Genomic DNA, 20,706 nt, shown 5'->3' with positions numbered 1-20,706 from the left:
CGGGTTGTCGGGAAATGCGGGGTAACTGCTCGGGAACAGATTGTCGAGGGGGTTCCCCACGGCCCGTCCGCGCCCTGTAAATTTCAGGCCATGCCCCGTGGACGCCACCGCAATCCCGAACCCCTGCACCGGCTGCTCACGCCGACGACCGTCGCAGGAGTGTCCGTCACCTGCGCCGGAGCGGCCTGGCTGCTCGCGGAGCCCGTGACGCTGCGCCTGCTCGTGGCGCTCACGGCCGTGGCCGGCGTCGCCGGCGCCGTCGTGATGCGCGCCTGGGACCGCTCGGCGGGCCGCCGCGTCGCGGAACTCGCGCGCGAGCGGGTCAAGGACGAGTGGAAGACCGACGAGCGGATCGCCGAGCTCGAATCCGATCTCGAAGAGGCCCGCGTGCTGCGCGCCCGGCTCGACGCCAAACTGCGTGCCAAGCGGGTCGAACTCGCGGGCCTGCGCGGCGAGCACGCGGCCCTGCTGCGCCGGTACGCGACGGCCGAGACCGAGCGCGCCAGCGCCCTGGAGGGCCGCCGGCTGCTCGCCATCGAGGCGTCCGCGGGCTCTGCCGCCGCGCCCAAGGAGCTCCCGGCGGTCTCGCAGGAGCGCACCGCGGCCGGCGCGCCCACCCCGGTCGGCTACGCCCGGGCCCATGCGGCGCTCTCGGCACTGGCCCGTTCGGCGCGGGAGGGGAAGCGGGCGCTGCCCGCCGCGCCCTCCGCCCCGGTCCTGGGGCCCGCCCCCGCGGCGTCCGCGCCGCTCCCCGGCCCCGCTGCCAAAGGGAGTCACGACCGGCCGGCCGTGACCGGCCCGGCCGCGGCGGTGCCGGCGCGCCGGCCGGCGACCGCCGTGGCCCCGTACGCGGCCCGCCGCCGCCCCGCCTCCCGCGTCGAGGGCGGCTTCGACTTCTTCGGCACCAAGAACGCGGCTCAGGCCCGCGCGGTGATCGAGTCGGTCCAGAACGAGGACCTGGCCGACGTGGTCGGCGCCGAGGCCCTCGCCGTCCACAAGGCGGAGTCCGCGCTGCGGCCCACCGGGCCCGAGTTCAAGCCGGCCACCCCCGAGACCCGCGCCGTGGGCCAGGTCATCGACCTCACGGCCCACGACGAGACCGAGTCGATCGACGTGGTCCACCTGCGCACCGCGATCTCGTAGCACCCCGCGCGGCGGGACACCCCCGGTGCGGTGACCGCAGCACTGGCGGAGCCCGTCGAACCAGCGGACCACCCCGCGGCGCCGAGCGCACAGCCGTACGGGCGCCCGACATCCGGGCGCCCCCGCCGGTCGAGGGGGCCGACCCCCGTGCGCGAGGGCGGCTCTCCTCAGAACAGCGGGAGCTGGCCGGGGTGTTCGGACAGCACGAAGCCGTCCAGGGTGGGCGCCGAGGCCCCGAGCACCACACGGGCCCGGGAGCCGGGGCAGGACACCAGCTCGCCCCGCCCGCGCCCGGCGGGAGGGTCGTGGCGGGCGATCCGGCCGGCGGTGACGGCGCAGTCGCGGCCGCAGCTGGGGCAGGCGCGGCGGGGGGAGTGAGACATGCCCCCAGTCTGCCCTGCGGCACCGACATGGGTGGCCCGCCGGACGGGCGGCCCGGACACCCGCGGCATCCCCGGGGTGGGGACCGTCACTTGTCGATGTCGCCGACGACGAAGAACAGCGAGCCCAGGATCGACACCATGTCCGCGACCAGCTGCCCGGGCAGGAGCACGGCGAGGGCCTGGATGTTGTTGTACGAGGCGCTGCGCAGCTTGAGCCGGTACGGAGTCTTCTCGCCCTTGGAGACGAGGTAGTAGCCGTTGATGCCGAGCGGGTTCTCGGTCCACGCGTAGGTGTGGCCCTCGGGCGCCTTCACCACCTTGGGCAGGCGCTGGTTGACGGGGCCCGGCGCGAGCTCGGCCATCCGGTCCAGGCAGGCCGCGGCGAGGTCGAGGGCGTTGTGGGTCTGGTCGAGCAGCACCTCGAAACGGGCCAGGCAGTCGCCCTCGGTGCGGGTGACCACCTCCAGGACGTCCTGGAGCTCGCCGTAGGCCAGGTACGGCTCGTCGCGGCGCAGGTCGAAGTCGACGCCCGAGGCGCGGGCGATCGGCCCGGAGACCCCGTACGCGTGCACGGCCTCGGCGGACAGCACGCCGACGCCCCGGGTGCGGGCGCGGAAGATCTCGTTCCCGCGGACCAGCTTGTCGTAGACGTCCATCCGGGTGCGGACGTCCGCGACGGCGGCGCCGGCCCGGCCGAGCCAGCCGGCCGGCAGGTCCTCCTTGAGGCCGCCGACGCGGTTGAACATGTAGTGCATGCGACCGCCGGAGATCTCCTCCATGACCGCCTGGAGCTCCTCGCGCTCGCGGAACGCGTGGAAGATCGGGGTGATCCCGCCCAGTTCGAGCGGGTACGACCCGAGGAACATCAGGTGGTTCAGCACCCGGTTCAGCTCGGCGAGCAGCGTCCGCATCCACACGGCGCGCTCGGGGACCTCCATGCCGAGCATCCGCTCGACGGCCATGACCACGCCGAGCTCGTTGGAGAACGCGGACAGCCAGTCGTGGCGGTTGGCGAGCATCACGATCTGGCGGTAGTCGCGGGCCTCGAAGAGCTTCTCGGCGCCCCGGTGCATGTAGCCGACCACCGGCTCGGCGCTGACGATCCGCTCGCCGTCCAGGACGAGGCGCAGGCGCAGCACACCGTGCGTGGAAGGGTGCTGGGGGCCGATGTTGAGCACCATGTCGGTGCTCTCCGCCGCTCCGCCGATGCCGACCGTCGTCTCCGTCATGCGGGCATTGTCTCAGCCGCCGGGGGTGGCGTGTCGAGCAGGCCGGACCGGGGTCCGGGCGTCGCGGACCCGGCCCGGTCGACAGGCCACCCCCCTAGGGTGGAGCCATGGAAACCGGGACGACGGGCGGTACGGGCACGCCCGAGTGGGTGGGGCTGCCGGGTGGGCTGCTCAGCATGAGGCGGCTGCTGCTGGTGGGGTGGACGGTCACGCTGACGGCGGCGACCGCGGCGGTCGCGGGCCTGCTCGGGGGACCGGCGTGGGCGGCCCTCGGGGCGTTCTGGCTGGGCGTACTGGCCTGGGGCTGGGTGCTGCTCGGGCGGAACTGGCGGTCCTGGCGGTACGCCGAGCGCGCGGACGACCTGCTGATCAGCCGGGGCGTCCTGTGGCGGGAGCAGACGGTGGTCCCGTACGGGCGCATGCAGCTCGTCGAGGTGACCTCGGGGCCGTTGGAGCGTCGCTTCGGGCTGGCCTCCGTACAGCTGCACACGGCGGCCGCCGCGACGGACGCCAGGATCCCCGGGCTGGTGCCGGCCGAGGCGGAGCGGCTGCGCGACCGGCTCACCGCGCTCGGCGAGGCAAGGTCGGCGGGCCTGTGAGCCCCGAACCGGTGGCGGGTTCCGAGCCCGTGGCGGGCGCCGGGCCGGCGCCGGCGGTCGGCCCGCCGGCCACCGGTGAGCGCCGGCTGCACCCCTTCACCCCGTTGCGGCGCGCCTGGGTGCCGATCGCCGCGACCGTCGGCCTGGCGGCCCAGCAGGGCGACCGCGCACAGGAGTGGATCGGCGACCTGTCCACCCTCCTGCGGGTGGCGGCGCTGGTGGCCCTGGTCGGTGTCTTCGGCCTCTACGGCTTCCTGAGCTGGTGGTTCACGCACTACGCCGTGACCGACACCGAGCTGCGCATCCGCAGCGGGCTGCTCTTCCGCCGCACCGCGCACATCCGCCTGGACCGGCTCCAAGCGGTGGACGTCACCCGGCCGCTGCTGGCCCGGCTGACCGGGGTGGCCAGTCTGCGGCTCGATGTCATCGGCACCGAGGAGAAGGACCGGCTGGCCTTCCTCGACGAGGACGAGGCGGTCGCCCTGCGCGCCGAGCTGCTCGCGCGGGCGGCCGGCTTCGCACCCGAGGAGGCGGTACGGCTCGGCGAGGCCCCGGAACGGGAACTGCTGCGGGTCCGCCCGCACGACCTCGCCGTGTCGCTGCTGCTGAGCCTCGGTGTGTGGGCGGCGGTGGCCGGCGGGATCATCGGCCCGGCCCTCGTGTGGCGGCTCAGCGAGAACGTGTGGGTGGCCGTCGGCACCCTGCTCCCGATGATCGGCGCGCTCTGGGCCGGCACGGCGGGCCGGTTCCTCACCGAGTACGACTGGACGGTCGCCGAGTCCCCGGACGGGCTCCGGATCGACCACGGCCTGCTGGACCGGGCCCACGAGACGGTGCCGCCCGGCCGCGTGCAGACCGTACGGATCGTGGAGCCGCTGCTGTGGCGGCGCCGCGACCGGGTCCGGGTGGAGCTGGCCGTCGCCGGCTCGAAGAACGACGTGCTGGTCCCGGTGGCCTCGCGGGACGCCGCCCACGCCGTGATCTCCCGGGTCCTGCCGGGGGTGGACCTGGCGGCCCTGGCCTTCGACCCCTCGCCGCGCGCCGGAGCCCGGTGGGTGGTCCCGGTGTGGTGGAAGGGCTACGCGCTCGCGGTCTCCCCGGACGTGTTCGCCGCCCGGCACGGGCGCCTGTGCCGGCGCACGGAAATCGTTCCGCACGCCAAGGTGCAGAGCGTCCGGTTCACCCAGGGGCCCTGGCAGCGGGCCCGGGGCGTGGCCGACGTCCACGTGGACACGGGGGCGAACCGGACGGTCACGGCCCGGCTGCGGCCGACGGGCGGAGCCGTCGCACTGCTGCACGCCCAGGCGGCGCGCTCCCGCACCTCCCGCGCTTCGGCCTGCCCGGACCGCTGGATGACCCGGCCGTAGGGCGGGGCGGGCCCGACCCGGCGGCGCCCCGGCGGGACCCCGTGGCCCCGCCGTCCGGCCCCGCCGTCCCGCCGTCCCGCTATGCCGGGCCGCCGCCCGCGCGCACCAGGCCCGTCTCGTAGGCCAGTACGACGACCTGCACCCGGTCGCGCAGGTTCAGCTTGGTCAGGATGCGGCCCACGTGCGTCTTCACCGTCGCCTCCGAGAGCACCAGCCGGGCCGCGATCTCCCCGTTCGACAGGCCCTGCGCCACCAGCAGCATGACCTCGCGCTCGCGCTCCGTCAGCCGGTCGACCTCCTTGTTCCGGGGCTCCTGCGTGCTCGTCGGCAGCATCGGGGCGAACCGGTCCAGCAGCCGCCGCGTCGTCGACGGGGCCACCACCGCGTCGCCGCTGTGCACGGAGCGGATGGCCCCGAGCAGGTCGGCCGGCGGGACGTCCTTGAGCATGAAGCCGCTCGCCCCCGCCTTGAGACCGGAGAACGCGTACTCGTCCAGGTCGAAGGTGGTCAGGATGATCACCTTCGGGTGCTCCTCCGGGGCGCAGATCCGCCGGGTCGCCTCGACCCCGTCGAGCCGGGGCATGCGGACGTCCATCAGCACCACGTCGACCTTCGTGGCCCGCAGCACCTCCAGCGCCTCCAGGCCGTCGCCGGCCTCGGCGACGACCTCCATGTCCGGCTGGGCGGCGAGCACCATCCGGAAGCCGGTGCGCAGCAGCACCTGGTCGTCGACCAGCATCACTCGGATGGACATCAGTTACCTCGTCCTCGTCATTTCTTCTTCAGGGGAAGCAGCGCGCTGATCCGGAAGCCGCCGCCGGGCCTCGGCCCCGTGTCCAGGGTGCCGCCGACCATACCGATCCGCTCCCGCATGCCGATCAGCCCGTGCCCGGCGCCGTCCGCGCCGCCGTCCTGGTACAACTCGTGCGCGGAGCCCCGCCCGTCGTCCTCGACCAGCAGGCCCAGCCCGTCGTCGAAGTAGACCAGCCGGACGCTCGCCTTCGCGTCCGGGCCGCCGTGCTTGCGGGTGTTCGTCAGTGCCTCCTGCACGATGCGGTAAGCGGTGAGTTCGACGCCGCTGGGCAGCCGCCGGGGCGCCCCCTCGACCTCGAAGTCCACCGCGAGCCCGGCCTCCCGTACCTGCTCGACCAGCACCTCGATCTGTTCGACGTCGGGCTGGGGTACGTAGTCCTCCGACTCCTGCGGTTCGCCGGTGCGCAGGACGCCCAGCAGCCGGCGCATCTCGGCGAGGGCCTGGCGGCCGGTGCCGGAGATGGTCTGGAGGGCCTCCTTGGCCTGCTCGGGGGCCACGTCCATGACGTACGCGGCCCCGTCCGCCTGGACCACCATCACCGAGACGTTGTGCGCGACGACGTCGTGGAGCTCGCGGGCGATCCGGGCGCGTTCGGCCGCGACCGCGACCTTGGCCTGGGCCTCGCGCTGGTTCTCAAGCCGCTGGTTCCGCTCGACGAGCTGGGCGTAGTAGGCCCGGCGGGTGCGCAGGGAGTCGCCGAGCACCCAGGCGAGGGCGAAGGGGACCATCATGAAGACGGTGATGAGGACGTTCTCGATGCCGCTGGTGCTGCCCTTGTCGATGCCGAAGCGCAGCGCGTAGAGCGGCGAGGCCAGCAGTCCCGCACCGAGGGCGCCGCGCGAGAGCCAGCGGGGGACGTCGCCGGCGGCGACGGTGTAGAGGACCACCAGCATGGCGAGGTCGAAGAACTGCGCCTCGAAGGCGATGAGCAGCTGGTAGACGCCCGCGCCGACGGTGACCCAGAACATCGCCTGGGTCCACTTGCGCCGCAGTGCCACGGCGGCGCTCAGCGCGAGAACGGCCGGGACGACGGCCAGGCGCGTGGCGGCACTGTCGTCGGCGGACACCACGATCACCATCGAGAACCCGAAGAAGAGGACAGCCCAGAAGCTGTCGACGCCCGTCGGGTGTCTGCGGAGGAAGTCGTAGAGGCGCTGCACGTAACCCAGAGTAGGGAAAGAAGAAAGGTGCTGGAGTCAACCACAGGTGCGAACCTCGCACCGGGCGTGTACTCCCCAAGGTGGACAGTGAGCCTAGCCTTCGTGGGGTGAGCACCCAGAACGCACCCGAGCCCCCGGCCCCGATCCCCGCCCCGACCCCCGCCCCGACACCGGCCCCGGCCTCCGTCCCGGTCCGGTGGCGCGGTGCCATGGAGGCCGCGCTGTACGGACCGGGCGGCTTCTACGTCCGCCCCGGCGGGCCGGGTCCCGCCGGGCACTTCCGTACGTCGGTGCACGCCTCGGCGCTGTACGCGGGCGCGGTGGCCCGGCTGCTGCGGTGGGTCGACGGCCGGCTCGGCCGGCCCGAGCGGCTGGACCTCGTCGACATGGGAGCCGGCCGGGGCGAGCTGCTGACCGGGGTGCTCGGCGCGCTGGAGCCGGAGCTGCTCGCGCGGGTGCGCCCGTACGCGGTGGAGCGGGCGCCGCGGCCGGCCGGGCTGGACCCGCGCATCCACTGGGCGGCCGGGCCGCCCGAGCGCACGACGGGGCTCCTCTTCGCCAACGAGTGGCTGGACAACGTCCCGCTGGAGATCGCGGAGGACGGCCGCTACGTCCTGGTCGCCCCGGACGGGACGGAGGGCCCGGGCGGTCCGCTGGACGACGCGGACCGGGCCTGGCTGGAGCGCTGGTGGCCCGGGGGCGGGCGGGCGGAGATCGGCCGGGCGCGCGACGAGGCGTGGGCGGCGGCCGCGGCCACCGTGGAACGGGGCCTGGCGGTGGCGGTGGACTACGCGCACACCCGGGACGCGAGGCCCCCGTACGGGACGCTCACGGGCTTCCTGGGCGGCCGCGAGGTCCCGCCGGTCCCGGACGGGAGCCGCGACGTCACCGCGCACGTGGCGCTGGACTCCTGCGCGGGGCCGGGCGCGGTCCTGCTCACCCAGCGGGAGGCGCTGACCGCCCTCGGCGTCTCGGGGGCCCGGCCCCCGCTCGCCCTGGCCTCGACGGATCCGGTGGGCTACGTACGGGCCCTGTCGGCGGCGGGGGAGGCGGCGGAGCTGACGGCTCGCGGCGGCCTGGGCGACTTCGGCTGGCTGGTGCAGCCGGTCGGCATCGGGGCCTGGCCGGAGCACACCTGAACCCCCCCCGGCCGGAGCGCCCGTCCGACCGGGTGCGGTCCGCTCGCCGACCGGGTGCGGTCCGAACGCCGACCCGGTCCGGTCCGAACGCCGGCGGGGCCGGCCTCCCGTGACGGAAGCCGGCCCCACCGCGGTCGGTCGTGCGTTTACTCGGTGACCTCGTGGCCGTGGCCCTCGTGCAGACCGCCGCCACTGCCCGTGCCCGGGGTGGTCGGCTGCGAGACGACCGGCTTCGTCAGCGGGGCCAGGTCGTGGGCGTAGTGGCCGACCGCGTCCGCGATGACGTCGACGTTGACGTCGAGCGCCTTCTGGTCGATGTTCGTGATGTCGTCGCCCGCGCCGTGGTAGTTCACGTCGTAGGCGACCCCGGCCTGACCGCCGAACTTCGCGGCCTGGGCCTCCGTCTTGATGCCCTCGGCGCCGGTGAAGGTACCGCCGGACGGGATGCCCACCTCGATGAACGGGCCGTAGTCCGAGCGGCCGGAGAAGTCCGTGCCCTCGTGCGGGATCTTCTTCGAGTCGAGGAAGTCGGTGATGCCGCGCTCGATCTGGGCGGAGCCCTCGGGGCCGGCGCCGGCGCCGGTGGCGTCCGAGTCGTCACCGTCGTAGACGAAGTAGGCGGCGTTCGGCGAGGCGATCATGTCGAAGTTCAGGTAGAGCTTGATCTTCTTCTTCTGGTCCTCGGTCAGCCCGGCGACGTAGGCCTCGGAGCCCAGCAGGCCGAACTCCTCGGCCGACCACCAGGCGAACTTGACCTTGTTCTTGATCTTCGTCTGGCTGCTCGCGAGGCGCTGGGCGACCTGGAGGATGCCGGCCGAGCCGGAGCCGTTGTCGTTGATGCCCGGACCCGCGGCGACGGAGTCGAGGTGGGCGCCGAGGAAGACGGTGTTGTTCTCGTCGCCGCCGCGCGTCTCGGCGATGACGTTGTACGTCTTGCGGTTCTCGCGCAGCTCGCGGATGTCGAGGGTGACCTCGACCGGCCCGGTCGCGGCCTCGGCGGCGAGCTTCTCGCCCTCCTCCTGCGACACACCGCCGGTCGGGACCTTGCCGGCGGCCGGGTCGCCCAGGGTGCCGTTCAGGGCGCCCGCGGTGTTGTTGAAGATGATCGCGCCGACGGCGCCGGCCGCGGCCGCGTTCTCCTGCTTCGTCGCGAAGGTGCAGCCACCGCGCTTGACCAGCGCGATCTTGCCGGTGAAGGTGCCGGCGGCGAAGTCGCCGGGCTCGCAGCCGTTGGTGCCGTCCGCGTCCACGGGGGCGACGGCGAGGGGGGCGGTGATGCCGCCCTCCGGGCCGGACTTGGTGTACGTCATCAGGTGGATCGGGACGTCGCGCCCGTTGGCACCGTTGACCGAGAGCTTCTCGGCGATCGCCTCGACGTAGACGAAGTCGAACTCGTTCTTGCTGACCTTGTAGCCGGCCGCGCGCATCACGGCCTCGACGTACTGGGCGGACTGCACGTGGCCCTTGGAGCCGGCCACGCGGTTGCCCTTGTTGTAGTCGGCGATCGACTGGAACACCTTGAGGTGGTTGTTGGCACCCTTGCCGGTCGCGTCCTTGACCAGCTTCCTGGCCAGCGCGTCACCCCGGGCGGCATCGCTCTGCGGGCTCCCGGTGGCGCCGGCCGGGCCGGCGAGGAGCAGCGGGGAGACAAGGGCCGCCGCGGCGAGGGCGGCGGTCGCTGCGGCTATACGGCGTGAGGGCATGGAGGTCCTTCCACGACAAAGACGAGCAGGGCAGGGCAGAGCGGGACGTGTGGAGCACGTCGTGCTGTGCGGGACGTGCGGATGTGGTGCGCGTGCACGGGGGGAACGGGTGGACGCACGTTAGACAGCAAGTGGCCACTCTGACCAGAGTTTTCACTGATTCCGGTTTATGAATTCCGTATATCGGTGATTCTGTACCGTCGAGAACCGGCCGTCTGCCTGCTGTTTCGCGCTACCGGAGGATGCCTTCGACGAAGTCCGCGCCGATCCGCGCGACAGCGGTCGGATCCAACTGATGCCGGACATACCGTCCCTGGCGCCGTGTAAGCATCGGACCGGCACTTTTCGGGACGGCCGGGTGCCGCACAGCCGCATCCGCATCGGGTGCCCCGGCGCCTCCGTCCGCCGTCGGAGCAGCTCCACCGCGACGCCGTCCCCGAAGGCCCGTTCGGGAGGGCCGGGCGGACGGCGAGCGGGGAGGGCGCGAAGGAGATCCGCTCGGCGGCGAGCCCGGCGATGTCGATGGTGACGCTCATCGGGCCATTCTGTCCGGGCGCCCTCGGGCGGGCGGCGCGGGTGCGCGGGCCGGTGGCTCCGTCCGGGTGGCCGGGCCGGGCGCGTCGCGGCGGCCGGACGAGTGATCGTGCGGGCGGCCGGGGGCGGCCGCGGCGAGCCCGCCGGGGCCCGGACGGGGGTCGGGCGGAGGTCGGGCGGCCTCGGACGCCGATCGTCGTGCGGGGTGCCGCCGACGGGGTGAGGGTGGACGTATGCCGCCCGACCCGTAACGGCGGGCCCGCACCCGCGGCGGGCGCGCACAGGCGGCGGGCCCGCACCCGCGGCGGGCGCGCACCCGCGGCGGGCCCGCGGCCGGCCCGGCTAGTCGAAGTTCGGCGCGTTGCGCTCGTAGACCAGTCGCAGGCCGATCAGCGTCAGCCACGGCTCGTGGTCGTCGATCGCCGAGGACTCGCCGAGGACCATCGGGGCCAGCCCGCCGGTGGCGATGACCCGTACGTCGTCCGGGTCGCCCGCCGGGCCCGCCAGCTCCTTCGCCATGCGGGCGACGACCCCGTCGACCTGGCCCGCGAAGCCGTAGACCACGCCCGACTGCATCGCCTCGACCGTGGACTTGCCGATCACGTTGCGCGGCCGGGCCAGCTCGATCTTGCGCAGCTGGGCGCCGCGCACCCCGAGCGCCTCCATCGAGATCTCGATGCCGGGGGAGATCACCCCGCCCACGTACTCGCCCTTCGCGGACACCGCGTCGAAGGTGGTCGCCGTACCGAAGTCGACCACGATCGCCGGGCCCCCGTAGAGCTCGACCGCCGCGACCGCGTTGATGATGCGGTCCGCGCCGACCTCCTTCGGGTTGTCCATGAGGATCGGCACGCCGGTCTTGATCCCGGGCTCCACCAGCACCGCCGGCACGTCGCCGTAGTAGCGGCGGGTCACCTCGCGCAGCTCGTGCAGGACCGACGGCACCGTCGAGCAGATCGCGATGCCGTGGATGCCGTCGCCCAGCTCGCTGCCCAGCATCGGGTGCGCCCCCATCAGGCCCTGCATGAGGACGGCCATCTCGTCGGCCGTGCGCCGGGGGTCCGTGGAGATGCGCCAGTGCTCGACGATCTCGTCACCGTCGAACAGCCCCAGGACCGTCTGGGTGTTGCCCACGTCGATGGTGAGGAGCACGGCTTACACCGCCTCGCGCAGATCGAGGCCGATGTCCAGGATCGGCGAGGAGTGCGTCAGCCCGCCGACGGCCAGGAAGTCCACGCCGGTCTCCGCGTACGCCCGCGCCGTGTCCAGCGTGAGGCGGCCCGAGGACTCCAGCACCGCGCGGCCGGCGACCAGGGCCACGGCCTCCGCCGTCCGCTCCACCGTGAAGTTGTCCAGCAGGATCAGGTCCGCACCGGCCTCCAGCACCTCGCCGATCTGCTCCAGCGTGTCGACCTCGACCTCGATCGGGACCTCCGGGAAGGTCTCCCGCACGGCCCGGAAGGCCTGTGCGACCCCGCCCGCCGCGACCACGTGGTTGTCCTTGACCAGCGCCGCGTCCGACAGCGACATGCGGTGGTTGACGCCGCCGCCGCAGCGCACCGCGTACTTCTCCAGCGCGCGCAGCCCCGGGGTCGTCTTGCGGGTGTCGCGCACCTTCGCGCCGGTGCCCTCCAGCACGTCCGCCCAGCGGCGCGTGGCGGTCGCGATGCCCGACAGGCGGCACAGGATGTTCAGGGCGCTGCGCTCCGCCGTGAGCAGGTCGCGGGTGCGGGACCGCACGGAGAGCAGCACCTGGCCGGCCTTGACGGCGTCGCCGTCCTCCGCGTGCCGCTCCACCTCGAAGGCCTCGGTGCACACCACCGAGAAGACGGCCTCGGCGATGCGCAGGCCCGCCACGACACCGTCCTCCCGCGCGATGAAGTCCGCGACGGCCTCTGCCTCCTCGGGCACGGTGGCGACGGTCGTGACGTCCACGCCGCCGTCCAGGTCCTCGGAGAGCGCCATGTGGGCGATGTCCTCGACCTCGATCGGGTCCAGGCCCGCGTCCTCCAGCAGCTGGGCCAGCGCCGGGTCCAGGCCGGTCTCCTCGCCGTCACCGCAGGCGCAGTCCTCGCCGCAGCCGCCGTCGTTCTGGTCGATCAGGGGAAGTTCGGGGGTGCTCACGGTCACTGCTCCAGGCTCGGGGTGCTCAGGGGGATGTGCACGGACGGGAAGTCCGCGGAGTCGGTGGGGACGACCACCAGGGCCCGCTTCTCGGTCGCCGAGAGGCGTACGACGAGATGGCGGCGCCAGTCGGCATCGTCCCGGTCCGGATGGTCCTCGCGCCAGTGGCAGCCGCGGGTCTCCACCCGCTGCCGGGCGGCGGCGACCAGGACCCGGGCCACGCACAGCAGGTTCGTGGCCTCCCAGGTGTCCACGCCCGGCTCGGCCGTCTTGCCGTGCGCCTCCAGCTCGTTCAGGGCGGTGGCGTACAGCGCTTCGAGGTCCTCGGCCGCCGTGCGCAGCGACTCGGCCGAGCGCAGCACGCCCGCGCCGTCCGTCATGATCCGCTGGACCTCGTACCGGGCCCCGGCGGGCTGCAGCGGACCGCTCGCGGGGACCGGGATGCCCGGGCCGCTGCCCACGGCCGCCCGGCCGGCGATGTCGTCGGCGATCCGTTCGGCGAAGACCAGGCCCTCCAGCAGGGAGTTGGACGCCAGCCGGTTCGCGCCGTGCACACCCGTGCAGGCGACCTCGCCGCACGCGTACAGCCCGGGGACGGTCGTCCGCCCGTGCAGGTCGGTCCGCACGCCGCCGGACGCGTAGTGCGCGGCGGGGGCGACCGGGATCGGCTCGGTCACCGGGTCGATGCCGTGGGCGCGGCAGGCGGCCAGGATGGTCGGGAAGCGCTGCTCCCACATCTCGGCGCCGAAGTGCCGGGCGTCCAGGTACATGTGCCGGGCGCCCTGCTCCTGCATGCGGCGCATGATCCCCTTGGCGACGATGTCCCGCGGGGCGAGCTCGGCGAGCTCGTGCTGGCCCACCATGAAGCGGACCCCGTCCGCGTCCACGAGGTGCGCGCCCTCGCCCCGGACCGCCTCCGACACGAGCGGCTGCTGCCCCTCGGCGTCCGGGCCGAGGAACAGCACCGTCGGGTGGAACTGCACGAATTCGAGGTCCGAGACCTCCGCGCCGGCGCGCAGCGCGAGCGCCACCCCGTCGCCGGTGGACACCGCCGGGTTGGTGGTGGCGGAGAAGACCTGGCCCATGCCGCCGGTCGCGAGGATCACGTCGGGCGCGTGGACGGCGCCCACCCCGTCGTGCTGGCCCTCGCCCATCACGTGCAGGGTGACCCCGGCCGTACGGCCCTCCGCGTCCTGGAGCAGGTCCAGTACGAGCGCGTTCTCGACGGTCTCGATGCCCGCGGCGTGGACCGCCTCGACGAGCGCGCGGGAGATCTCGGCACCGGTGGCGTCACCGCCCGCGTGCGCGATCCGGCGCCGGTGGTGGCCGCCCTCACGGGTCAGCTCTATCTCACCGGTCTCGGCGGAGGTGTCGAAGACCGCGCCGGTGGCCATCAGCCGCCGTACCGCGTCCGGGCCCTCCGTGACGAGCAGCCGTACGGCCTCCTCGTCGCACAGGCCCGCGCCCGCGACGAGGGTGTCGTCCAGGTGCTGCTCGGGGGTGTCGCCCTCGCCGAGGGCGGCGGCGATGCCGCCCTGGGCCCAGCGGGTGGAGCCGTCGTCGAGCCGGGCCTTGGTGACCACGACGGTACGGCGGCCCGCGGCGGCGCAGCGCAGCGCGGCCGTCAGGCCGGCCACACCGGAACCGACGACCACGACGTCGGCGTCGACGGCCCAGCCGGGGGCGGGGGCGTGCAGCCGTATGCCGGTGCCGCCGCCGCCGCTGCCTGCCGGGCCTCTGCCTGTGGTGCTCACGCGTGTGCTCCGAATTCCAATGGAATGTTGTCGATCAGCCGGGTCGTGCCCACCTTCGCGGCGACGGCCAGGACGGCCCGCCCCGTGAAGTCGGGCCGGGTCTCGGTGAAGTCCCGCGGGTCCACCAGCGCCAGGTAGTCCAGCACCAGCGGCGGTTCCTGGCGGCCCGCCTCCTCCAGCACGTGCCGCGCTGCCGCCCGGACGGCGTCCGGCAGCCCGGCGCCGGCCGCCGAGACGGCGTGCGCGTCGGCGGAGGCGCGGATCTCGCCGAGCCGGGCCAGCGCGCCGGCCCGCTCGTCGCTCGCCGGCGCGGCCTCGGCGCGCGCCCGCAGCGCGGCCTGCGCGGCGAGTCGGTCGCGCCCGGCGAACAGCGCCCGCGACAGCGCGAGCGCGGTGCGGCGCTCGGGGGCGGACAGGTACCGGTTGCGGCTGGACAGCGCCAGCCCGTCCTCCTCGCGGACGGTCGGGACGCCGACCACCTCCACGGGGAAGTTCAGGTCCGTCACCATCCGCCGGATCAGGGCCAGTTGCTGCGCGTCCTTCTGGCCGAAGAGCGCGAGGTCGGGGCGGGTGAGGTGGAGCAGTTTGGCGACGACGGTCAGCATCCCGTCGAAGTGGCCGGGGCGGGTGGCCCCTTCGAGTCGCTCGCCCATGGGCCCGGCCGCGATCCGCACCTGGGGGTCGCCGCCCGGGTACACCTCGTCCACGGCCGGGGCGAACACCGCGTCGGCGCCCGCCTCCCCGGCGATGCGGAGGTCGGCGTCGAGGGTGCGCGGATAGCGGTCGAGGTCCTCGCCCGCCCCGAACTGCAGCGGGTTCACGAAGACCGTGACGACGACCTGCCCCTGGGGGCCGGCCAGTTCACGGGCGGTGCGGACCAGCGTGGCGTGGCCCTCGTGCAGGGCGCCCATGGTCATCACGACGGCCCGGCGGCCGGTGCGCGGGAGGGCGTACAGCTCCTCGGCCGTGTGCAGCAGGAGCCCGGTCACCGGTCACCACTTCCGTTTCCGTTTCCGTTCCCGCCGGCGTCGTCCGCGAGTACGCCGAGCAGGTCCTCGGCGAGCTCGGGCTTGAGCAGGCCGTGTGCGAGGGCCCGGTCCGCGGTGGTGCGGGCCATGGCCAGGTAGCCGGCGACCGTGCCGGGGGCGTGCTTGCGCAGCTCCGAGACGTGCGCGGCGACCGTACCGGCGTCACCCCGGGCCACCGGGCCGGTCAGGGCCGCGTCCCCGGAGCGCAGGGCGTTGTCGAGGGCCGCGCCGAGCAGCGGGCCGAGCATCCGGTCGGGGTGCTCGACGCCCGCCTTGAGCAGCAGCTCCATCGACTGGGCGACCAGCGTGACCAGGTGGTTAGCGCCGAGCGCCAGGGCCGCGTGGTACAGCGGCCGGTTCGCCTCCGCGATCCACTCGGGCTCCCCGCCCATCTCGATGACCAGGGCCTCCGCGGCGAGCCGCAGCTCGTCGGGGGCCGTGACGCCGAAGGAGCAGCCCGCCAGCCGCTCCACGTCCACCTCGGTACCCGTGAAGGTCATCGCGGGGTGCAGGGCCAGCGGCAGCGCACCCGCGCGGCGCGCCGGGTCGAGCACGCCGGTCCCGTACCGCCCGGAGGTGTGCACCAGGAGCTGGCCGGGCCGGACCGCGCCGGTCTCGGCGAGGCCCTCGACGAGGGACGGCAGCGCGTCGTCGGGGACCGTGAGCAGGACCAGGTCGGCCCGCTCCAGCACCTGCGCGGGCGGTACCAGCGGCACGTCGGGCAGCATGCGGGCGGCCCGGCGCACGGAGGCGTCGGACACGCCGGACACGGCGACGGGCCGGTGCCCGGCCTGCTGGAGGGCGCGGGCCAGCGCGGGGCCGACCCGGCCGGCTCCGACGACGCCTACGGCGAGCCGGGCAGGGCGCGGCTGCGGTGATGAGTTCACGCGGGGAGTGCCTTCCGTTCCAGTCCGCGGGGGGTACCGGACGATACGTCGCCATGCTAGCCCCTGGGCTCCGAGGGGGGTCGGCGATGATCGGGGGTATGAGCGAGGACACGGAACGTACGAAGCGGCTGGTGGCGGCGTGGCGCGGGGCCGGGCGGACGCTGTCCCGCAGCCTGCTGGAGCCGTCGGTGGGGGAGCTGCTGGCGTCGCTCGCCGAAGCCCCGTACGACCTGGACCAGCCGGCCGACGTGTACGGCAGCGGCGTCGTCGCCGAGCTGGAGCGGCGGGTCGCGGAGCTGCTGGGCGCCCAGGACGCGGCGTTCTTCCCGAGCGGCACGATGGCTCAGCAGGTCGCGCTGCGGTGCTGGGCGGGGCGGACCGGGAACCCGCTGGTGGCCCTGCACCCGATGAGCCATCCGGAGCGGTGGGAGGGGGACGCGCTGTCGGTGGTGTCCGGGCTGCGGGTCACGCACCCGACGACCGAGGCCCGCCAGCCGACGGCGGAGGAGGTCCGGGAGGTCGCGGAACCCTTCGGGACGCTGATGCTGGAGCTGCCCCTGCGCGAGGCCGGCTTCCTGCTGCCCTCCTGGGAGGAGCTGGAGGCGCTGGTGGAGGCGGCCCGGGAGCGGGACGCGGTGGTCCACTTCGACGGCGCCCGGCTGTGGGAGTCCACCGTCCACTTCGGGCGCCCGCTGCCGGAGATCGCGGGGCTCGCGGACTCGGTGTACGTCTCCTTCTACAAGTCCCTCGGCGGCCTCAGCGGGGCGGCCCTGGCCGGGCCGAGCGGGTTCGTGGCGGAGGCGCGGGTGTGGCGGCACCGCTACGGGGGCCAGATCTTCCGCCAGTTCCCGCAGGCGCTGGCCGCGCTGACCGGCCTGGAGCGGGAGCTGCCGAGGCTCCCGCGGTACGTGGAGGCGGCGCGCGTGGTGGCGGCCGCGCTCGGCGCGGCGCTGGAGGCCGAGGGGGTGCCGTGGTACCGGGTCCACCCCCAGGAGCCGCACACGCACCAGTTCCAGGTGTGGCTGCCGTACGACGCGGAGCGCCTGACGGAGGCCGGGCTGCGGCAGGCGCGGGAGACGGGCCGGGTCCTCTTCCGCCGATGGTCTCCCGACGGAGCGCCGGGACTGTCGGTGACGGAACTGGAGGTGACGGAACCGGGCCTGTCGTGGACGGCGTCGGACGTGACGGAAGCGGTGTCGGACTTCCTGGCCCGGCTGTAGCCGCATCCGGGGCCCGCGGGCCCCGTCGCGGTTTCCGCCGGTGCGCCCGCCGGGGCGCACCGGGAGGAAACGCCGAATTGCGGGAAAGACGCCGGACCACCCGCGCCGCGGCGATACGGTTCCCCACGAGAATTACCGGCGACCGTGACCGGAGGAGAAGAGAAACATGACCGCTCAGCCCCCCGTGTGGCAGAAGTCCTCGTTCTGCGGTGAGGCGGACGCCTGCGTCTACGTCGCCGCGACCCCCGGCTCCCTCGTCCGCGTCGCCGACCGCGCCGACCCCGCGCACCTCGTGCTCGCCACGACCCAGGCCGCCTGGGCCGACTTCCTCCGCGCGGTCAAGGCGTCCGGCTGAGGGACCCGCCGCGCGCCATCCCGCTTCCTCAGGGGATTTTGTCCGATTAGCCCGTATCTTCGACCCATGCCCACGCCCTACGGATCTTGCGGCGGCATGGCGTTCAGCGCTGCTGAGCTGCACGTGCTCAAGCGTTCGCTCGCCCACGCCCTCAAGCCCTCCCCGGCCCCCCTGTCGGCCGCGGAGGTCCAGGACTGCCTGCGCCTCGCGCGGTCGGTGGACGACGTGGTCCAGGAGGCGGGCCGGCTCAGAGCGTTCCTCCTGGACGACCTCGCCCGCTACCGGGGCGCCCTGCCGGGCAGCCTCTCGGGCTACCTGGAGCTCCTCCAGGACGCGCTGGCCCGCGGATACGAGCCGGTGCCGGACGACCTCGCCGCCCTGCGCGCCCTGCGCGCCAACCCGGTCGCGGCCGCGCTGCTGGAGCGGGCCCGGGCCGTCGCGGAGCGCTCCGTACGGCGGCGGCTGCGGGTCGCCGCCCCCGCGCCCCGGACCCGGCTGCTCGCCCTGGCCGGCGGGCCGGGCGGGCCCGCGGGGCCGGACGGGCAGGGCGGGCAGGGCGGGCAGGACGAACCCGCCGGGCCGGCGCCCCGGCCGGCACCCCGTCCGGCGTCGCGGCCCGGGGAGGAGCCGCGTCCCGAACAGCCTCCGAGGCCGGTCCCCACCCCCGGCGAGGTGTTCCCGCCGCGCCGCAAGCCGACCCCGCCCCCGGCGGACGGCCGGGTCGCCGGGTAGCTAGGCTGAGGGCATGGACTACGTTTCCGCGCTCGTGCCCCCCTTCGCCATGGCCGCGTTCTTCATCGCTCTCGTCGTGACGATCGTGAAGACCCAGGGTGGGGCGAACAAGGCCAAGGAGGACGCGGTGGTCGACGCCGTGATCGCCCGGGCCGAGACCACCCAGCAGCAGAAGTAGGGCCCGGCGGCTCCCGCGGCACAGGACGGGCGTACGGCTCCACCGCCGTGCGCCCGATTTCTTGCGCGTTGACGGCCGGATAGTCGGGCATTCCCGTACATCCCGGACTATCGTGCTGGTGTGCCTCGCCCCCTCGGAGACCTCGAAGACGCCGTCATGACGCGGGTGTGGCAGTGGAACCGCCCGGTCACCGTTCGGGAAGTACTGGAGGACCTCCAGCAGGAACGGTCCATCGCGTACACCACGGTCATGACGGTTATGGACAATCTCCATCAGAAGGGCTGGGTCCGCCGGGAAGCCGAAGGCCGCGCCTATCGATATACGGCGGTCTCCACCCGCGCCGCCTACTCGGCCGCACTCATGAACGAAGCCTGGTCGACGAGCGACAACCCCGCGGCCGCCCTGGTCGCCTTCTTCGGCATGATGTCGGCGGAACAGCGCGAAGCGCTTCGCGACGCCGTGCGGATCGTCCAGCACGACGACGAGTCCGCCGCCGATACGGCCGCGGAAGCCCCCGCTCCGCCCGAAGCCGACGGGGACTCCGCCGAGCGCCCGGCCGAGCCGGGGCGATAACGTCGGGGGGCATGGGAGAGTTTTCCGCCGCACCCGCAGAAACAGTGACGATCCGCCGTGCCCGCACGAGTGATGTCGCGGCCCTGCGCCGCCTCCTCAACCAGTACGTGCAGCAGCGGATCCTCCTCGACAAAGCCCCCGTCGTGCTTTACGAGGACATCCAGGAGTTCTGGGTCGCCGAACGCGACCGCGACGCCCAGGTGGTCGGCTGCGGCGCTCTCCACGTGATGTGGGAAGACCTCGCCGAAGTGCGCACTCTCGCCGTCGACCGGGAGCTGAAGGGCGCCGGCGTCGGCCACCGGGTGCTGGAGCAGTTGTTGCACACCGCCCGCGAGGTCGGGGTGAGCCGGGTTTTCTGCCTGACCTTCGAAGTGGACTTCTTCGCGAAGCACGGCTTCGTCGAGATCGGGGAGACCCCGGTCGACGCCGATGTGTACATGGAGCTTCTGCGTTCCTATGACGAGGGCGTCGCGGAGTTCCTCGGTCTCGAACGAGTGAAGCCGAACACCTTGGGCAACAGCCGGATGCTTCTGCACCTCTGATCGATCGCGACGGCTTTTCCGTGCTCCCCACACCTGTGGCCTATGTCCGAATCGCGCACGTTTCCCGCCCTCTTGCGGTCCTGAACCTCTCCCGGAGGGTTTGTGTTTTCCAGGGAAAAGCGGTTTCCTTTCCGCGTACTGCTTTTCGATGAAAGGAAATCCCGGTGGCACAGAAGGTTCAGGTCCTTCTTGTCGACGACCTCGACGGCGGCGAGGCGGACGAGACGGTGACGTTCGCTCTGGATGGCAAGACCTACGAGATCGACCTCACCACCGCCAACGCTGAAAAGCTCCGCGGTCTGCTCGACCCGTACACCAAGGGCGGACGCCGCACCGGCGGCCGCGCGAGCGCAACCCGCGCCAAGGGCGGCCGCGCCTCGGTCACGACCGGTAACCCGGACACCGCCGAGATCCGCGCCTGGGCGAAGGAGAACGGCTACAACGTGAACGACCGCGGCCGCGTCCCGGCCGAGATCCGCGAGGCCTACGAGAAGGCCAAGGGCTGAGTCGTACGCCTTTCCAGGCGGGCGCGGTGGCATTCCGTCGCCGCCGCCGCCACCAGGCGTACGAGACCGGGCCCGCCGGCGGGCCCGGCGCCCCGCCCGGGGCCGGGCAGGCACGGAAGCAGTGCCTCGCACCCCGGCTCGGGGGGCCGCAGCCAGACGGCGGCCTCCCGAGGGCTCTGCCGCGGTCCCCGGACGTCCGGGGGGACCGGGGCGGTGATCCGCCCGCCCGCACCCAGGGCGGTGAGATCGAGGGCGACCCCGCCCCACTCCAGCCAGTCGAGCAGCCCGGCCAGCTCCTCCGCGCTCCCCGCGGCCACCAGGAACCGCATCCGGCGGCCCATGAGCGCCACCGGGCCCGTGGCGACGGGCCCGCGCAGCACCGCCGCCCCCGCGTCGGACGGCAGCTCCAGCACGTCGAACCGGAGCCCGGTGACCAGTTGGGCGGGCGGACCGCCCGCGACGGTCCATCCGAGCGTCCGCTCGTACCAGGAGGCCCACGCCTCCTCCTTGAGCGGGACACGGGGGGAAGGGACGCCGGCGGTGCTGAGGGCCATGTCCGGAGCAACTTCGCAGACGCCGGGGGGTTACGGGCAAGGTGACACAACGCGTCCGAAGCCGTGCGGAACGTACAAGTCCGGGGCGCCGGATCCCGCATTCGGGACGCAAGCGTGTTCGCCCTTAGCGGAGAGCGAACCGGCTCCGCGGGGATGGAGTGCCGGTCCGCACGGGTAAGACA

General features: G+C 73.9%; 22 protein-coding genes. 11 read left to right on the top strand and 11 right to left on the bottom strand.

All coding sequences use genetic code 11. The features are described from left to right. Positions 1 to 90: 90 nt before the first annotated feature. Positions 91 to 1,143, top strand: a complete 1,053-nt coding sequence (locus ACWFQ8_RS27465; protein ID WP_453788961.1) for a hypothetical protein — start codon at positions 91 to 93, stop codon at positions 1,141 to 1,143. A 167-nt stretch (positions 1,144 to 1,310) separates the two neighbouring features. On the opposite strand, the gene ACWFQ8_RS27460 is transcribed toward ACWFQ8_RS27465, so the two are convergent. Both ACWFQ8_RS27460 and ACWFQ8_RS27455 read right to left on the bottom strand, forming a co-directional pair. Continuing rightward, positions 1,311 to 1,526: a hypothetical protein gene (locus tag ACWFQ8_RS27460; protein WP_453788960.1), complete on the bottom strand. Its 216-nt coding sequence runs from the start codon at positions 1,524 to 1,526 to the stop codon at positions 1,311 to 1,313. 86 nt (positions 1,527 to 1,612) lie between these two features. After that, positions 1,613 to 2,755 (bottom strand): NADH-quinone oxidoreductase subunit D, encoded by a 1,143-nt coding sequence (locus tag ACWFQ8_RS27455; protein WP_453788959.1) that lies wholly within the window; start codon positions 2,753 to 2,755, stop codon positions 1,613 to 1,615. Positions 2,756 to 2,862: 107 nt separating this feature from the next. On the opposite strand from ACWFQ8_RS27455, the gene ACWFQ8_RS27450 reads away from it, so the two are divergent. Together ACWFQ8_RS27450 and ACWFQ8_RS27445 are read left to right on the top strand one after the other, a co-directional pair. Continuing rightward, positions 2,863 to 3,354 carry a PH domain-containing protein gene (locus tag ACWFQ8_RS27450; RefSeq protein WP_453788958.1) on the top strand — a complete coding sequence of 164 codons (492 nt, stop codon included), beginning with the start codon at positions 2,863 to 2,865 and terminating at the stop codon, positions 3,352 to 3,354. Then, positions 3,351 to 4,721: a PH domain-containing protein gene (locus tag ACWFQ8_RS27445; RefSeq protein WP_453788957.1), complete on the top strand. Its 1,371-nt coding sequence runs from the start codon at positions 3,351 to 3,353 to the stop codon at positions 4,719 to 4,721. Before ACWFQ8_RS27450 ends, ACWFQ8_RS27445 begins: the two co-directional genes overlap by 4 nt. 79 nt (positions 4,722 to 4,800) lie before the next feature. On the opposite strand, the gene ACWFQ8_RS27440 is transcribed toward ACWFQ8_RS27445, so the two are convergent. Together ACWFQ8_RS27440 and ACWFQ8_RS27435 are read right to left on the bottom strand one after the other, a co-directional pair. Further along, a complete protein-coding gene (locus tag ACWFQ8_RS27440) occupies positions 4,801 to 5,475 on the bottom strand; it encodes a response regulator (RefSeq protein ID WP_453788956.1) in 675 nt (224 codons plus the stop codon). A 17-nt stretch (positions 5,476 to 5,492) separates the two neighbouring features. Further along, positions 5,493 to 6,695: a sensor histidine kinase gene (locus tag ACWFQ8_RS27435; RefSeq protein WP_453788955.1), complete on the bottom strand. Its 1,203-nt coding sequence runs from the start codon at positions 6,693 to 6,695 to the stop codon at positions 5,493 to 5,495. 209 nt (positions 6,696 to 6,904) lie between these two features. On the opposite strand from ACWFQ8_RS27435, the gene ACWFQ8_RS27430 reads away from it, so the two are divergent. After that, on the top strand, positions 6,905 to 7,834 hold the full coding sequence (locus ACWFQ8_RS27430) for an SAM-dependent methyltransferase (RefSeq protein ID WP_453788986.1): 930 nt from the start codon (positions 6,905 to 6,907) through the stop codon (positions 7,832 to 7,834). A 146-nt stretch (positions 7,835 to 7,980) separates the two neighbouring features. Here the strand turns inward: ACWFQ8_RS27430 and ACWFQ8_RS27425 are convergent, their stop codons facing one another. From ACWFQ8_RS27425 to ACWFQ8_RS27400, 6 genes are all read right to left on the bottom strand, one after another. Next, positions 7,981 to 9,537: a M28 family metallopeptidase gene (locus tag ACWFQ8_RS27425; protein WP_453788954.1), complete on the bottom strand. Its 1,557-nt coding sequence runs from the start codon at positions 9,535 to 9,537 to the stop codon at positions 7,981 to 7,983. An 876-nt stretch (positions 9,538 to 10,413) separates the two neighbouring features. Then, positions 10,414 to 11,223: a type III pantothenate kinase gene (locus tag ACWFQ8_RS27420; RefSeq protein ID WP_453788953.1), complete on the bottom strand. Its 810-nt coding sequence runs from the start codon at positions 11,221 to 11,223 to the stop codon at positions 10,414 to 10,416. A 3-nt stretch (positions 11,224 to 11,226) separates the two neighbouring features. Then, a complete protein-coding gene (gene nadC / locus ACWFQ8_RS27415) occupies positions 11,227 to 12,195 on the bottom strand; it encodes a carboxylating nicotinate-nucleotide diphosphorylase (RefSeq protein ID WP_453788952.1) in 969 nt (322 codons plus the stop codon). A gap of 2 nt (positions 12,196 to 12,197) precedes the next feature. Next, entirely contained in the window at positions 12,198 to 13,949 is a 1,752-nt protein-coding gene (locus ACWFQ8_RS27410) for an L-aspartate oxidase (protein ID WP_453788951.1), read from the bottom strand. Then, on the bottom strand, positions 13,946 to 14,938 hold the full coding sequence (gene panC / locus ACWFQ8_RS27405; RefSeq protein ID WP_453788950.1) for a pantoate--beta-alanine ligase: 993 nt from the start codon (positions 14,936 to 14,938) through the stop codon (positions 13,946 to 13,948). Before panC ends, ACWFQ8_RS27410 begins: the two co-directional genes overlap by 4 nt. Next, positions 14,935 to 15,864, bottom strand: coding sequence for a Rossmann-like and DUF2520 domain-containing protein (locus tag ACWFQ8_RS27400; protein WP_453788949.1), 930 nt, complete (start codon positions 15,862 to 15,864; stop codon positions 14,935 to 14,937). Before ACWFQ8_RS27400 ends, panC begins: the two co-directional genes overlap by 4 nt. Positions 15,865 to 15,962: 98 nt before the next feature. On the opposite strand from ACWFQ8_RS27400, the gene ACWFQ8_RS27395 reads away from it, so the two are divergent. The 7 genes from ACWFQ8_RS27395 to ACWFQ8_RS27365 all read left to right on the top strand — a co-directional run bounded on the left by ACWFQ8_RS27395 (position 15,963) and on the right by ACWFQ8_RS27365 (position 19,970). Continuing rightward, positions 15,963 to 17,084, top strand: coding sequence for a threonine aldolase family protein (locus ACWFQ8_RS27395; RefSeq protein WP_453788948.1), 1,122 nt, complete (start codon positions 15,963 to 15,965; stop codon positions 17,082 to 17,084). A 166-nt stretch (positions 17,085 to 17,250) separates the two neighbouring features. After that, positions 17,251 to 17,439 (top strand): DUF397 domain-containing protein, encoded by a 189-nt coding sequence (locus ACWFQ8_RS27390; RefSeq protein WP_453788947.1) that lies wholly within the window; start codon positions 17,251 to 17,253, stop codon positions 17,437 to 17,439. A 66-nt stretch (positions 17,440 to 17,505) separates the two neighbouring features. Next, positions 17,506 to 18,171 carry a hypothetical protein gene (locus ACWFQ8_RS27385; protein WP_453788946.1) on the top strand — a complete coding sequence of 222 codons (666 nt, stop codon included), beginning with the start codon at positions 17,506 to 17,508 and terminating at the stop codon, positions 18,169 to 18,171. A 13-nt stretch (positions 18,172 to 18,184) separates the two neighbouring features. After that, positions 18,185 to 18,349: a hypothetical protein gene (locus ACWFQ8_RS27380; RefSeq protein ID WP_453788945.1), complete on the top strand. Its 165-nt coding sequence runs from the start codon at positions 18,185 to 18,187 to the stop codon at positions 18,347 to 18,349. Positions 18,350 to 18,469: 120 nt separating this feature from the next. Beyond that, the gene (locus tag ACWFQ8_RS27375; RefSeq protein ID WP_453788944.1) at positions 18,470 to 18,922 is read left to right on the top strand and encodes a BlaI/MecI/CopY family transcriptional regulator; all 453 of its coding nucleotides are present in this window, start codon (positions 18,470 to 18,472) and stop codon (positions 18,920 to 18,922) included. Positions 18,923 to 18,933: 11 nt separating this feature from the next. Continuing rightward, a complete protein-coding gene (locus ACWFQ8_RS27370; RefSeq protein WP_453788943.1) occupies positions 18,934 to 19,464 on the top strand; it encodes an amino-acid N-acetyltransferase in 531 nt (176 codons plus the stop codon). Between the two features lie 164 nt (positions 19,465 to 19,628). Continuing rightward, positions 19,629 to 19,970 (top strand): histone-like nucleoid-structuring protein Lsr2, encoded by a 342-nt coding sequence (locus tag ACWFQ8_RS27365; RefSeq protein WP_384544650.1) that lies wholly within the window; start codon positions 19,629 to 19,631, stop codon positions 19,968 to 19,970. Here ACWFQ8_RS27365 and ACWFQ8_RS27360 read toward each other — a convergent pair. Further along, the gene (locus tag ACWFQ8_RS27360) at positions 19,949 to 20,524 is read right to left on the bottom strand and encodes an SCO3374 family protein (RefSeq protein ID WP_453788942.1); all 576 of its coding nucleotides are present in this window, start codon (positions 20,522 to 20,524) and stop codon (positions 19,949 to 19,951) included. The genes ACWFQ8_RS27365 and ACWFQ8_RS27360 overlap by 22 nt on opposite strands. Between the last annotated feature and the right edge of the window lie 182 nt (positions 20,525 to 20,706).

The sequence above is a fragment of the Streptomyces sp. NPDC055254 genome (assembly GCF_053606025.1).
The sequence above is the reverse complement of the archived record's forward strand: the minus strand, read 5'-3'. Positions and strand labels throughout refer to the sequence as shown.